The organism is Alteromonas sp. ABH2_165, assembly GCF_056159945.1.
Genome location: NZ_JBSWWF010000004.1, coordinates 147,874 through 161,425, shown reverse-complemented (window position 1 = coordinate 161,425; position 13,552 = coordinate 147,874). Strand labels below are relative to the sequence as shown.

Below are 13,552 nucleotides of genomic sequence, written 5' to 3'. Positions count from 1 at the left end.
GAAAACCATTTTTAACATGAATATTGAAGAATTGTCTCTGTCTAAGAAGTGCTGGAATATTTATGAAACACTCTATCGCCTCAGTATGCCTGTCGGGTAACCTGAAACAGAAAATCGAAGCTGCTGCCGCTGCCGGATTCCGCGGCATCGAAATATTTGAAAATGATTTGCTGCTGTACGATGCCTCTCCCGCCGTTGTGCGGCAAATTGCAGAAGATAACAATATCGAGATTATTGCGCTGCAGCCTTTCAGAGACTTCGAGTGCATGCCACGTCAGAACATGAAAAAGAACTACGACCGGGCGGAGAGAAAATTTGATACGATGGCGGAGCTGAACACTGACACACTACTTATTTGCTCCAACGTGTCGCCGGCCTGTGTGGACAATCCGGCATTGGCTGCAGAACAATTTAATCGCTTGGCCGACAGCGCCGCCTCCCGTGGCATCAAGCTAGGCTACGAAGCCCTGGCCTGGGGGCGTTACACTGCTGATTTTACAGCGGCGTGGGATATTGTGAAGCAAGCCGACCATCCGAATTTAGGTATTATTCTTGACAGTTTCCATATTTTCGCCCGGGGGCGAGACCTGTCTGCCATCGCAGAAATCCCCGGAGATAAAATCACGCTTGTGCAAATTGCCGACGCGCCCTGGCTGAAACTGGACGTGCTGCAATGGAGTAGACATTTCCGCTGCTTCCCCGGCCAAGGCCAGTTTCCGGTAGTGGAGTTTATGCAGGAAGTCGCAAAGACCGGTTATGACGGCTACGTTTCTCACGAAATTTTTAACGACGAGTTCCGCTCTACCCCCACCCAAGATACAGCACTGGACGGCAAGCGCTCACTACTCTGGCTGGAAAATGAAATGGCAGGGCGGGCACCGGACATCGTGGCGCCAGAAATTGCCGACAAAGCCATTGCGCCACCGCAGGCTTCCGTGACTGATGTGGAATTCATTGAATTTGCGACTGCGGGCAGTGCGCGGGATACTTTTTTAGAACTGATCAGCGCCCTTGGCTTTCAGCAAACTCATCAGCATAAGAGCAAGGATGTAGCCCTGTTCCGCTGCCAGAACGTGAACTTTATATTGAATCAGGAACCAGACAGTTTCGCTCAAAATCACTTTCTGGTTCACGGCACTTCGGTATGCGCCGTTGGATATCGCACTGACAATGCAGAAAATATGGTGTCCCGCGCCAGCTATTTCAAATATTCCCGTTTTGAAACCGAGGCCCGCCCGCAAGAAATGCAGATCCCAGGTATTCGGGGCATGAACGGGGAATTGGTTTATTTCGTGGAATCTGGAAGCGATCAGCGCCGATTTTATGACGTTGATTTTATTCCATTAGAAACCAGCGCCCCGGTCAGTAAAGCGGCGATGCGTGTTGATCACATCACAAGTGGTATTTCTGAATCGGAATTCTTGTCTACGTCGCTGTTTTACCGCGTACTGTTTGGTCTGAATGTGGATCAACCACAAGATCTTATCGACCCTTATGGCTTGATTGTTAGCCGAACGGCCACCAGTCAGAATAAGAAAATACGTCTTCCTTTTAATATGTCGCGCAGCGGCAACTCTTCTACAGAGCAATTTCGCCGTCGCCATGGTGGTTCAGGTGTGCAGCATATTGCTATTCACTGCGACGATATCCTTACGTACATCGAAAATGTGGACCAGAAATACATTCTGCAGATCCCAGAAAACTATTACGATGACCTCGAGGCGCGTTTTGACTTAATCCCCGAACTGTCAGCAAAAATGCGCAAATATAACTTGTTGTATGACGAGAGCCCCACGGGATACTTTATTCACTGCTACACCATCGATGTTAATGGCTTATTTTTTGAAATTGTTCAGCGCCATCAATATGGTAATTACGGTGAGGCCAACGCCCATGTCCGGATTGCGGCGCAAGTTACCGCAAGGCAGAAAAATCAAAATTAGGCATCCTGACTTCCGGCATTTATCGGCGAGTCGAATACGTCAGACCAATCCAAACTATTGAAGTATTCGCCTCGCTTAGTTTTCCACTGAATGACATCGGTAGTGAAAATAATTTGCTCAGGAACAAACCCCGCCGGCAGCGTAAATTCCAGATCAACCGTTTGAAAATACTTGAATCCCCATTTCACCGGGCCTGAAGGAAATGTTTCGCTATTGGAGGTGGAAACTTCATGGGGAACACCGTCCAATGCGCCGCGAACGGTTATACCTAATTCACCTTTCAAAATTGTTTTATTGTCATTTTGTTGCAGTAGCACCGCAGTAAGCCGGTAACGGTTATCGCTGGCGCTGGCGGCAACCTGCACACCGTCGATGAAAAAGCCGTCCTGAGTGACTTCCGGGGCCACCACCCGTTGATAAAAGCTTAATCTGTCTTCCAGTGCTCGGTTTTGCTGGAGTTGTTCTTCCAGGCTTTTCTTCATCGCAGCCACCGAATTATCCGCGAGTATAGCCTCAACCTGTAACTCGCTTACTCGATTCTTTAGTGTTTTATTTTGCTGTGCTAGAAACGCAACCGATTCCGACTCGCTGGCCGACGCCTTTGCCCCCTCATCCATTTCAAAACGGGCAATCTGATAGCCAAACACCAGCATGAGTATCAACATGGCAACGCAGATCAAGATAAATCGAAAATGCCCCCATTTATCAACCAATTCAGCTCTATTTAACGGAATTTTCATACTTTCTCTTGTTAGTTTCAGTCAATTTCCAGCCACATATGCTGTTAGGAAAAGCAGTGACTTATGGTAGGATAACGCTATTGCAAAAGGATAAGCCACATAAATGCAACTTTCAGCCCTTAGACAGGAATTAGCCCACCCCAGAACATCAGTTCAGGTTTGTTTACTGGGTATCGTTGGCGGACTTATCGCAGCAGGCCTTATCATTCTCTTCCGGCTTTGTGTTGAGTGGGTGCAGGAAAGTGCGCTGGGCTGGCTCACTCAAGTTCTGCCGCACCCGTGGCTCATTTGGTTTGTTATGCCCGTGGGTGCAGTGCTCTGTATTCTCGCCATCGCTTATATTACCGGATTCCGTCATTATCGCCTGGGTATACCGTTCGTTATACACCGGGTTAAGCATCACTATGGCCTCATTCCTTTTCGAACTACGGTAAATCAATTTTTTGGCGGTATGCTGGCGTTGGCAGGCGGTTTTGTCGTGGGCCGAGAAGGGCCATCCGTGCATTTAGGCGCATTTGGTAGTAGTTTTGTTGGGCAACAACTTAACCTCCCCTACAACAGTATTCGTATACTGGCTGGCTGTGGTATTGCGGCGGGCATATCTGCATCCTTTAATACCCCCTTTGCGGCCGTTATTTTTGTTATGGAAGTGGTGCTCAGAGAATACAAAATTCATATCTTCGTGCCGGTGATGCTGGCTGCCGCTATCGGCTCGGTACTTACCCGAATGGTTTTTGGCGAAATCAATGAACTCTCCTTTCTGGCCATCGCCGCCTTTGATGAATGGATGTATTTCTATTTCATACTGTTCGGTATTGCATTGGGCGGCCTGGCCACCTTATTCAATACGCAACTTATGCGGGTGATGCAGTTTTTCCGGCCTGTGAATATGGGGCTACGGCTCTTGCTTGCAGCGGTAATCACCGGTGCAGTGGGCACCTTTCTACCTGAGAGTCTTGGCTCCAGTTTTGCGAACGTGGACCACCTGTTTCACACCCACCCGGGCACGCTGTTGTTGCTGTCGATCCTTGCGGCCAAGCTGGTTCTGGCTATTTTCGCCATTGGTCTTGGTGTGCCTGGCGGTATTATCGGCCCGGTGATGGTAATTGGTATGCTGGCGGGCGCGGTATTGCTTATGCCGCTGCAGTCGTTAGTCGATGTCGACGAATACACCAGTAGCTTCGCCTTGCTCGGTGTGGCGGGTATGCTCACAGCCGTATTACACGCTCCGCTAGCGGCCTTGTCAGCGGTGATGGAGTTATCATATAGCCCGGAAATTATTCTCCCCGCCATGCTGGTAATAGTACCCGCTTACGTTACGGCTACCCAGTTTCTCGGTAACCGTTCTATTTTTATTCGACAGCTCGATTACCAGAATCTGCCCTACGCAGTGACCTCCATTCGTGAAGCACTGGAAAAAACCGGTGTGCTGGCCGCCATGACCACCGAATACAAATTATTTCTGGATGCGCCGGAACAGGTTATTGAGAATTACCTGTCCGAAAACCCGACCTACATTGTGGTACAAAAGATCCGCACGGAATTGGATGTAAGCTACAAGCTGGTACAATACGACGTAAGCTTAGACCACAATGCGCATCCATTAAGCTACTTTGCCCTTGAGGGCGTTAGTAGCCAGGCTACATTGCATGAAGTCTATGAAAAATTGAAAAATGGCCGTAATGGTGCGGTATACATTTATGACCAGTCTGAAAAGGAAATTAAGGGCGTAATTACCTGGAACATCCTTCAGACCTTCCTGCTTCGCGCTCAATACTAAATACAGAGATCAAAATGATTTTGTGGTTAAAAGCCCTTCACATCTTTTTTATGGTGGCCTGGTTCGCCGGTATATTCTATCTGCCTCGCCTATTCGTATATCACGCAGAGACGACGGAACAAAATGTTCGTGATCAGTTTAAAATTATGGAACGAAGACTCTGGTTCTTTGTCACACCTTTTGCAGTACTAACGCTGGTATTTGGTCTCGCACTCATCCACGTTTACGGTATGGCCTGGTTTAAAGCTTCTGGATGGCTGCACCTAAAACTACTCTTGGTACTTGCCATTTACGGATATCACTTCTATCTATATAAACTGGTAAAGCAATTCGCACGGGATGAAAACACCCGTTCACCGAAGTTTTACCGTTTTTTGAACGAAGCCCCCGTACTCGTTTTATTAAGTATTGTGATCCTTGCGGTGGTAAAGCCGTTTTAAGCTTCAGACAACACGTTCAGCTGATTAAAGGAAGTAGTGAGCTGACGTAAATTATTTTGTCCACGGGGAAATGACATGGATGTGAGCAACGAACACCTGAAATTGTTGATAGAGAGAACGGATCAGGCCTTTCAAGCCCTGCTAAAAGAACCTGATTCTGATGAACTCAGTGATGCCTACGAATTAGCCCGGGGCGAACTGAACAATTATGTCAGTTCTGTGCGACATAATATGTCTCAGCGGCAGCGATAATATTATTCCCCTTCAGCCGGATCATTAGCAGCACCAACAGGTTGTGTAAATGATTCAAATTGATTCGGCAGCACTGCCGAGAGCTCTCCAGCCACAATCACATATTCTTTCGCCAGAGACGGCAGTTGTTCCGCCAGTTTAGGCAAATTTTCTGTAAGCTGCTCCCGTTGTTCCACAGACCGTTTCTGCAATGCCAACTCTACATTCGCCAATGTTGAAAAGAGCTTAAGGCACCGGGTTAAACGCCGGGCCGGATCTTCACTTTTCTGAACACCTTTGTCCTGCTCGGGATGCTGCTGAGCCAACAACCAGGCATCTTGCCAAACCGGCTCCATCTGGCTGTGCGCACTGAGTAATCCAGTAAGCCATTCAGACAGGGCTTGTCGCTCTGCAGCATCGACATTCCATACACAGTCATTCGGCACTAACTTTCCGCCTTCCCGCATAACCTGCAGTTCCTGCCGTAACCCATCCATTAGCCCTTCGGCAAGATGGTCGAACGACGTATTGTCTGCTGGCCGACTATCCTGTTTTATTAACCAGGGCATCCAGCTTTCCGGCATAGGAATTTCCGGGCAAGCTGCAACAGCAAAAATAAATCCGCGACAATACATCTGGCTGGGTAACAAACAACTGAATTCAGGCTGGATGAATAATTGCTGAAAGCTTGTGGAGCGCGTTGGCATTAGATGGCAAACCTATGATTGGGAGGCAAGAATGGTTATGCTGACTATCAATATTATAACAATAACATGTAAATAGGGGATGCAGTATGGCTGCAGATAAATCAGGATACATTGTCGCCGCGGCTTTTATCGGACCAGGAACGGTGACCACTGCCAGCATAGCGGGGGCAGACTTTGGCTTTCACTTGGTTTGGGCACTACTTTTTTCTGTCGTCGCCACTATGGTGCTACAGGATATGGCAGCACGGCTCGGGCTGGGTACCGGCCGTGGACTTTCTGATGCCTTACTCACTCTCACCCAAAGCAGACCACTACGCTTTATTGCTTCGGCACTGATCATTTCTGCCATTGGTATTGGCAACGCCGCATACGAATCTGGGAATCTTACCGGTGCCGCCATTGGATTAAATGCGATTGTGGACATAGGCACACCCTCCTGGGCCATGACGCTAGGTGTACTCGCCGCACTGTTGCTTGTTACCGGTAAATATAAGTTGATTGAATCAGTATTGGTTGGCCTTGTCGCACTAATGGCACTGGTATTCATAATCACTCTGATTTTTGCTTCACCAGACTGGTCGGCGATGGGTAAACAACTTGTGTCGCCACGCCTTGATAGCGATACCATTACCATGGTGCTCGCGCTGATTGGCACCACGATTGTTCCCTACAACCTGTTTCTGCATGCCAGCCTGGTAGCTAACCAACACAAAACAACCGAAGACAGTGATGCCTTGCAGGCTTGTCGCCGGCAATCCGTTACAGCCATTGGTGCAGGCGGTCTGATTACACTGGTGATAGTTGCCACCGCCATGACCGCGTTTTACGGCAAGCCTGAAGCACTGAATGCAGGTAACATGGGAACGCAGCTAGCGCCAGTACTTGGCGAGTATGCGCAATGGTTTTTTGCAGCCGGATTATTTGCAGCCGGGCTCACCAGTGCGATTACCGCTCCCCTAGCGGCCGCTTATGCGGTTTGTGGTGCATTAGGTAAAGATGCCGACATGAAAGGCGGAGTATTCCGTTTAGTCTGGCTAACGGTGATTATCTGCGGTGTTGTAATTGCCAGTATCGGTGTAAAACCGCTGTTGGCCATTCTGTTTGCTCAGGCTACCAACGGGCTCCTGCTACCTATCATTGCCGTATTCTTACTGGTAGTTATGAATAAAAGCGCCCTGCCCGCCGCATACAGAAACAGCACGATGAGCAACCTTATTGGTGCTGCAATCGTACTGTTTGTTGTTTGCCTTGGCCTCTACAAACTAGCGAAACTTTTTGTTTAGACAGGCTTGTAGTAAAGTTGGTAAGTGCGGAGCTGGCTATTCTTCCGCAGGAACTGAATCGCCAGCCAATCGTGCAAGAATATCTTCCAGCATACTGCGGCTACAAGCAAAGTTAATGCGGAAGTGATCTGCAGCGTGGAAATCAGCACCAGGCGACGGACCAACGCCCCGGCTTTCAGCCCATTGCTGTACGTTTGGCACATTTAGGCCACTGGCATCAATCCATGCCAGGAATGTGGCTTGTGACTTATGTACTTTCAGGCCAGGGATAGCATTGATCTTTTCCACCAGCAAAGCCTGGTTGCCGCGCAGATATTCCAATAATTCTGCATGCCAGGCATCACAATGGGTAAAGGCCGCCTCTGTAGCCGCCAGCCCCATCAGAGTGACCCATGGCATATGACCGGCTGCAGATTGAACAAACTGCTGACGAAGTTTTCGGTCAGGAATAATCGCAAAGGACGTTCCTAAACCAGCCACATTGAAGGTTTTACTGGCCGCCATCAATGTAATACTGATATCTTTTAAGGCCTCTTCACGGCCTGCTGGAATGTGCTTAGCAGACTCATCCAGAATGAGATCGCAGTGAATTTCATCACTGCACAGTTTCACATCGTTTTGCAGACAGATTTCAGCAACCTTATCAATCTCGGCCTGACTGAGCACACTGCCCACCGGATTCATCGGATTGCATAGAATAAGCAGCTTACATTTCGGATCGGCGGCCTGGGTTTCCAGTTCCGCAAAATCGATGGTCGGTCTGCCATCGACTACCACAGTGCCAATATCGACACGCTCCATACCGTTGATTTTGGGGGCGGCTAACAGTGGAGGGTAATTAGGTGTCTGTACCATCACCTTGTCACCCGGCTTACAATTGGCCTTAATCGCAATGTTAAAAGCAGGCACTACACCTGGTGTCCACACCAGCCAGTCGGCATCGATTTCCCAGTCATGCTTGTCCTTTAGCCAACGCACCACGGCTTCAATAGCAGTTGTATATCCAGCAGGCAATTCATAGCCCATAATGCCGTGTTCAACCTTGGCGGCCAGAGCATCTAGAATAGCGGGCGCACATCGAAATTCGGTATCTGCAATCCAGGCAGGAATGATGTCCCGCCCTTTATATTTTTGCCACTTGTATGAATAGGTTTCCTGACGGGAAGGCGTATCGTCAAAATTGAAAGGCACGTAAAAATTCCTGTAAAGCAGATTAAAGATAAGCGCGCTAATGCGCGTAAACCCTGAAGTAAGGTAACACTACAACGATTAGGACTGGTCTTCAATCCACCAGTTGCTTCACTTTCTGAATAAGATGTTCTGTTTCGAAAGGTTTGGCTAAAAAGGTGGTTGCGCCGCCCTTTTTCGCGGCCATGACTGTATCGCGGGTCGCTTCTCCGGTTAACAGCACAAACGGGGTTTGCAGCCCCTTTTCACGACAGGCTTTTAACAGTTCCAGGCCATTATACTGCGGCATATTTTGGTCACTAATGATAAGCGATAGATTATCCGGTGATTGGTTAATCAGAAAATCATAAGCCATTTCACTGCGGCTAAATGCTATCACGTTGGCTTGAAGCCCGTCTTCCAGGGCAAAGGTAATGATGTCGAGTGTGATAGTGTCGTCATCGACTACCACAATGGTGTACTTCGCCAAACTAAACTCCGTTTGTTTTTTGTTGAGGATAATTCTTTCAGTAGCGGAAGAAAACTATGCTTTGGACGAAAAAAAAGCGCCATAAAGGCGCTTTTTTATAATACATCAACTTGCACTTACTTTGCACGACCTGCACGTTTACGGTCGTTCTCAGTCAGCAATTTCTTACGAATACGGATGCTTACCGGGGTAACTTCTACCAGTTCATCGTCATCGATAAATTCCAGTGCCTGCTCAAGAGACATCTTCACAGGTGGAACCAGTGTTTGCGCTTCATCAGTACCTGACGCACGAACGTTTGTCAGTTGCTTACCTTTCAGGGCGTTTACTGTCAGGTCGTTGTCACGGCTGTGAATACCGATGATCATACCTTCATAAACTTCAACACCGTGACCGATGAACAGACGACCGCGTTCCTGCAGGTTAAACAGGGCGTTAGTCAGTGCTTTACCCATTGCATTGGCAATCAGTACGCCGTTCTTACGCTTACCGATAGTACCGCCTTTGTGCGGACCGTAGTGGTCGAATGTATGGTACAGCAGACCAGAACCAGAAGTCAGGGTCATGAACTCAGTTTGGAAACCAATCAGACCACGGCTTGGAATGATGAAGTCCATACGAATACGGCCTTTACCATCTGGGTTCATGTCGCGCATTTCTGCTTTACGCAGACCCAGTTGCTCCATGATAGAACCCTGGTGCTCGTCTTCACAGTCGATAGTCAGCGTTTCGAACGGCTCTTGCAGCTCGCCGTCAACGTCTTTCAGGATTACTTCCGGACGTGATACCGCCAGCTCGTAACCTTCACGACGCATGTTTTCAATAAGGATACCTAAGTGCAGTTCACCACGGCCTGATACGCGGAATTTATCCGGGTCAGCTGTTTCTTCTACACGCAGTGCCACGTTGTGTACCAGCTCGTCTTGCAGACGCTCAAGGATGTTACGTGAAGTCACGTACTTACCTTCTTTACCAGCAAACGGAGACGTGTTTACCTGGAACGTCATGGTAACTGTTGGTTCATCAACAGTCAGCGCTGGTAACGCTTCAACCGTGTTTACATCACACACGGTGTCAGAGATTTTCAGTTCGCCCAGACCGGTGACTGCGATGATGTCGCCCGCACTTGCAGAATCAACTTCATGACGCTCAAGGCCTAAGTAACCTAGCACCTGACCGACTTTACCGTTACGCTTCTTACCGTCGGCACCAACAACTGTCACCTGTTGGTTCATCTTCACACTACCGCGCTTAACACGGCCAACACCGATAACACCTACATAAGAGTTATAGTCCAGCTGAGAAATCTGCATCTGGAATGCACCGTCAGGGTCTGCATTTGGCGCTTCAACCTGATCCACGATTAACTGGAACAGTGGCGTCATGTCTTCGCCTTTGGTATCTGCATCCATTGATGCCCAACCGTTTAGAGCTGATGCATAAATAACCTGGAAGTCTAACTGTTCGTCAGTCGCACCTAAGTTATCGAACAGGTCGAATACCTGATCCATTACCCAATCAGGGCGCGCACCTGGCTTATCGATTTTGTTGATAACCACGATTGGCTTCAGGCCCTGAGCAAATGCTTTCTGGGTTACAAAGCGTGTCTGTGGCATCGGACCTTCCTGCGCGTCAACCAGAAGCAGTACAGAGTCAGCCATAGACATAACACGCTCTACCTCACCACCGAAATCGGCGTGTCCGGGAGTATCTACGATATTGATGCGGTATTCATTCCAGTTAATGGCGGTGTTTTTCGCCAGAATGGTAATACCACGCTCTTTTTCGATATCGTTAGAGTCCATCACCCGTTCCTGGGCTTCGCCGCGGCTTTCCAGCGTACCGGACTGCTGAAGCAGTTTATCAACCAGCGTAGTCTTACCGTGGTCAACGTGCGCGATAATCGCAATATTTCTTAAATTATTGATATCAGTAGCGTTATTTGCTTCTGTCATGTTTTTAGTCTCGTTTCGGGTGCCTAATCGGGGGGCCAATTCGGAGTGTTTGGTGTACCTGATCTTGCGTAGGCGGGGTAATTTTGGGCGCGATTATATAGGGGATTACTGGTTAATAATAGGGCGGCGTGGCTAAGACGATGATTTATTTTGTCAGATAACTGATTATTTTACGCTCAACTCGCAGGCTCACTCTGCATTAAGCGCCCGTAAAACCCCGGCAATGCCTTAAGTAATGCATTAAGAACTGTAGCACAAACAATCGGGTTCTACCCTGAACGACGGTAAACCTGAACTTTTTCACTGTTCGGACTTCTCGCTCGCGGTCAATCAGTAAACGTACTGAACGCTGCACAATAAGTCATCACAACCATTACGTTCTAAATTATTCCAACGATTTATCGATACCGGTACTAGTATCCGAGTTTGCTTTGTTCTAGTCTAGACGCAGTTTCATTCACCAGCTACTAACTGTTCTTTCAGTATTCTTTTCCTGCCTTCGTATATTTCATCCCGTGGTATAGGTTGACGGTTAAAGTTCACGCTGATGACGGAAGGGTGTTTTGAAACAGTTGAAGGTCTGAAGCGTTACATTTGCACCAAAACAGACATCTCATGCACCAAAATCGTGCATTTGCATTTGTGAATTTATCTGCTACGCCCTGCTAAGCCGCATTCTGGTGCTTAACTACAGCTGGCATGAAAATAGCTTCAGAAATTCCCAATTATTTTGGAGTGAAATTGTTCATTCCACTTTTTAGTATAATAATCCGGAGGACACGATGTCAGTAGAAAAGGCATTAGAGCTCATCAAAGAAAGCGAAGCAAAATTCGTAGATTTACGCTTTACCGACACTAAAGGTAAAGAGCAACACGTTTCGATCCCTGCAGGGTTAGTCGACGATGAGTTCTTCGAAGAAGGTAAAATGTTTGATGGTTCTTCAATTTCTGGTTGGAAACACATCAATGAATCAGACATGATCCTGATGCCAGATGCAGAATCTGTTGTTGTTGACCCGTTTGCAGAAGAAACGCAGGTTAACATCCGTTGTGACATCGTAGAGCCATCTACATTGGAAGGTTACGACCGTGACCCTCGCTCTGTAGCACGCCGCGCTGAAGAATTCCTGAAGTCTACCGGTATCGGTGACACTGCATTCTTCGGTCCTGAGCCAGAATTCTTCCTGTTCGACGACGTTAAATTCCACACTGATATGGCGGGTTCCTTCTTCAAGATCGATTCTGCTGAAGCAAAATGGAATTCAGGCGCAGACTTTGAAGGCGGTAACCTTGCTCACCGTCCAGGCGTGAAAGGCGGTTACTTCCCAGTTCCTCCAGTAGATTCTGCACACGATATCCGTGGCGCAATGTGTCTGGTAATGGAAGAAATGGGTCTGGTAGTTGAAGCTCACCACCACGAAGTTGCAACTGCTGGTCAGAACGAAATCGCTTGTGCTTTCAACACCCTGGTTAAGAAAGCTGACGAAGTTCAAATCTATAAGTATGTTGTTCACAACGTGGCAAATGCATACGGTCAATCTGCGACCTTCATGCCTAAGCCTCTGGTTGGCGACAACGGTTCTGGTATGCACGTTCACCAATCAATCGCTAAAGATGGCAAAAACATCTTCGCAGGTGACAAGTACGCTGGTATGTCTGAAGAAGCACTGTACTACATCGGTGGTATCATTAAGCACGCTCGCGCGATCAATGCTTTCACTAACGCTTCTACTAACTCTTACAAGCGTCTGGTACCAGGCTTCGAAGCACCGGTAATGCTGGCATACTCTGCACGTAACCGTTCAGCTTCAATCCGTATTCCTTACGTAACTAGCGATAAAGCGCGTCGTATCGAAGTACGTTTCCCTGACCCAACGGGTAACCCTTACCTGGGCTTCACTGCAATGCTGATGGCTGGTCTTGATGGTATCATCAACAAGATCCACCCTGGCGATTCAATGGACAAAGATCTGTACGATCTGCCTCCTGAAGAAGCTGCAGAAATCCCAACTGTTGCTAGCTCACTGGAGATGGCTCTGGAAGCACTGGACAACGACCGTGAATTCCTGAAAGCGGGTGGCGTTATGACTGACGACATGATCGATGCATACATCGGCCTGAAGTCAGAAGAAGTAACTACCCTGAACATGTCTACTCACCCTGTTGAGTTCGATATGTACTACAGCGTGTAATTACACACCTGAAGTTACAGAATTAGAAGAGGCCCGCATCAGCGGGCTTTTTTTTGTTCACAGCTTTGGCTAGACTGAACCAAGACTTTACCAGGACGTATTCGCCATGAAATATTTTGTAATGCTGTTATTGCTGTCGGCGCAGACTGTCAGCGCGCAGACCATTTATAAAATAGTCAAAAAAGATGGCACCGTACTTTACACTGATGTGCCTCAAGACGGCGCAGAAGCATTGGAGCTGGCGGGAAACACCGACAATGTGGCAACCAGCTTACCCGTACCTGATGTGCAAGTTCCCTCAAAGGAGGCACCTAAACCCAACTATCAGGTCACCATCACATCGCCACAACCTGAAGCCACCATTCGTGACAACCAAGGCAACTTTTCCATTTCAGCTTCCACCACGCCTACCTTTAACGGTCGCTATCGTCTGACCTTCGACGGCCAGGCACTGCGTATGAACAGCAGTGGTCAATTCAGACTCACCGGCATTAATCGAGGCGCCCACACCTATCATATCGATATTATCGATAATACAGGCAAGACTCTTGCATCTTCCCCTCAACAGACGCTTTATCTACACCAGGCATCGGTGCTGATAAATACTAACTAGCGTTCTATGCT

12 protein-coding genes are annotated in these 13,552 nt (G+C 48.1%); 7 read left to right on the top strand and 5 right to left on the bottom strand.

What is annotated here, in order from left to right:
* Positions 1–62 precede the first annotated feature (62 nt).
* Positions 63–1,943, top strand: a complete 1,881-nt coding sequence (locus ACXAFQ_RS09690; RefSeq protein WP_474820783.1) for a bifunctional sugar phosphate isomerase/epimerase/4-hydroxyphenylpyruvate dioxygenase family protein — start codon at positions 63–65, stop codon at positions 1,941–1,943.
* Here the strand turns inward: ACXAFQ_RS09690 and ACXAFQ_RS09685 are convergent.
* Positions 1,940–2,683 carry a DUF6776 family protein gene (locus tag ACXAFQ_RS09685; protein ID WP_474820779.1) on the bottom strand — a complete coding sequence of 248 codons (744 nt, stop codon included), beginning with the start codon at positions 2,681–2,683 and terminating at the stop codon, positions 1,940–1,942. The two genes, ACXAFQ_RS09690 and ACXAFQ_RS09685, sit on opposite strands and share 4 nt — an antisense overlap.
* Positions 2,684–2,786: 103 nt before the next feature.
* Here ACXAFQ_RS09685 and ACXAFQ_RS09680 point away from each other — a divergent pair, with 103 nt between their 5' ends.
* The 3 genes from ACXAFQ_RS09680 to ACXAFQ_RS09670 all read left to right on the top strand — a co-directional run bounded on the left by ACXAFQ_RS09680 (position 2,787) and on the right by ACXAFQ_RS09670 (position 5,155).
* Positions 2,787–4,463, top strand: coding sequence for a chloride channel protein (locus ACXAFQ_RS09680; protein ID WP_474820775.1), 1,677 nt, complete (start codon positions 2,787–2,789; stop codon positions 4,461–4,463).
* 14 nt (positions 4,464–4,477) lie between these two features.
* On the top strand, positions 4,478–4,903 hold the full coding sequence (gene hemJ, locus ACXAFQ_RS09675; RefSeq protein ID WP_474820771.1) for a protoporphyrinogen oxidase HemJ: 426 nt from the start codon (positions 4,478–4,480) through the stop codon (positions 4,901–4,903).
* Between the two features lie 75 nt (positions 4,904–4,978).
* On the top strand, positions 4,979–5,155 hold the full coding sequence (locus tag ACXAFQ_RS09670; protein WP_474820767.1) for a hypothetical protein: 177 nt from the start codon (positions 4,979–4,981) through the stop codon (positions 5,153–5,155).
* A gap of 2 nt (positions 5,156–5,157) precedes the next feature.
* Here the strand turns inward: ACXAFQ_RS09670 and ACXAFQ_RS09665 are convergent, their stop codons facing one another.
* Positions 5,158–5,841: a UPF0149 family protein gene (locus ACXAFQ_RS09665; RefSeq protein WP_474820763.1), complete on the bottom strand. Its 684-nt coding sequence runs from the start codon at positions 5,839–5,841 to the stop codon at positions 5,158–5,160.
* A gap of 86 nt (positions 5,842–5,927) precedes the next feature.
* On the opposite strand from ACXAFQ_RS09665, the gene ACXAFQ_RS09660 reads away from it, so the two are divergent.
* Positions 5,928–7,124: an Nramp family divalent metal transporter gene (locus ACXAFQ_RS09660; protein ID WP_474820759.1), complete on the top strand. Its 1,197-nt coding sequence runs from the start codon at positions 5,928–5,930 to the stop codon at positions 7,122–7,124.
* 36 nt (positions 7,125–7,160) lie between these two features.
* Here ACXAFQ_RS09660 and ACXAFQ_RS09655 read toward each other — a convergent pair whose 3' ends face one another.
* From ACXAFQ_RS09655 to typA, 3 genes are all read right to left on the bottom strand, one after another.
* Positions 7,161–8,315 (bottom strand): MalY/PatB family protein, encoded by a 1,155-nt coding sequence (locus ACXAFQ_RS09655; protein WP_474820756.1) that lies wholly within the window; start codon positions 8,313–8,315, stop codon positions 7,161–7,163.
* Between the two features lie 91 nt (positions 8,316–8,406).
* Positions 8,407–8,781 (bottom strand): response regulator, encoded by a 375-nt coding sequence (locus ACXAFQ_RS09650; protein ID WP_070124759.1) that lies wholly within the window; start codon positions 8,779–8,781, stop codon positions 8,407–8,409.
* A gap of 116 nt (positions 8,782–8,897) precedes the next feature.
* Complete coding sequence (gene typA, locus ACXAFQ_RS09645) at positions 8,898–10,736, bottom strand: translational GTPase TypA (RefSeq protein WP_474820749.1); 1,839 nt, start codon at positions 10,734–10,736, stop codon at positions 8,898–8,900.
* A 782-nt stretch (positions 10,737–11,518) separates the two neighbouring features.
* Here typA and glnA point away from each other — a divergent pair.
* Positions 11,519–12,928, top strand: a complete 1,410-nt coding sequence (glnA, locus tag ACXAFQ_RS09640; protein WP_474820746.1) for a glutamate--ammonia ligase — start codon at positions 11,519–11,521, stop codon at positions 12,926–12,928.
* A gap of 106 nt (positions 12,929–13,034) precedes the next feature.
* A complete protein-coding gene (locus ACXAFQ_RS09635) occupies positions 13,035–13,541 on the top strand; it encodes a DUF4124 domain-containing protein (protein ID WP_474820744.1) in 507 nt (168 codons plus the stop codon).
* Positions 13,542–13,552 lie beyond the last annotated feature (11 nt).

Bases quoted from the DNA above. Each gene is read 5' to 3' on its own strand.
- ACXAFQ_RS09685 (WP_474820779.1), bottom strand. From the start codon at position 2,683: ATGAAAATTCCGTTAAATAGAGCTGAATTGGTTGATAAATGGGGGCAT.
- ACXAFQ_RS09670 (WP_474820767.1), top strand. From the start codon at position 4,979: ATGGATGTGAGCAACGAACACCTGAAATTGTTGATAGAGAGAACGGAT.
- ACXAFQ_RS09665 (WP_474820763.1), bottom strand. From the start codon at position 5,841: ATGCCAACGCGCTCCACAAGCTTTCAGCAATTATTCATCCAGCCTGAA.
- hemJ (WP_474820771.1), top strand. From the start codon at position 4,478: ATGATTTTGTGGTTAAAAGCCCTTCACATCTTTTTTATGGTGGCCTGG.
- ACXAFQ_RS09635 (WP_474820744.1), top strand. From the start codon at position 13,035: ATGAAATATTTTGTAATGCTGTTATTGCTGTCGGCGCAGACTGTCAGC.
- ACXAFQ_RS09660 (WP_474820759.1), top strand. From the start codon at position 5,928: ATGGCTGCAGATAAATCAGGATACATTGTCGCCGCGGCTTTTATCGGA.
- glnA (WP_474820746.1), top strand. From the start codon at position 11,519: ATGTCAGTAGAAAAGGCATTAGAGCTCATCAAAGAAAGCGAAGCAAAA.
- ACXAFQ_RS09680 (WP_474820775.1), top strand. From the start codon at position 2,787: ATGCAACTTTCAGCCCTTAGACAGGAATTAGCCCACCCCAGAACATCA.
- typA (WP_474820749.1), bottom strand. From the start codon at position 10,736: ATGACAGAAGCAAATAACGCTACTGATATCAATAATTTAAGAAATATT.
- ACXAFQ_RS09690 (WP_474820783.1), top strand. From the start codon at position 63: ATGAAACACTCTATCGCCTCAGTATGCCTGTCGGGTAACCTGAAACAG.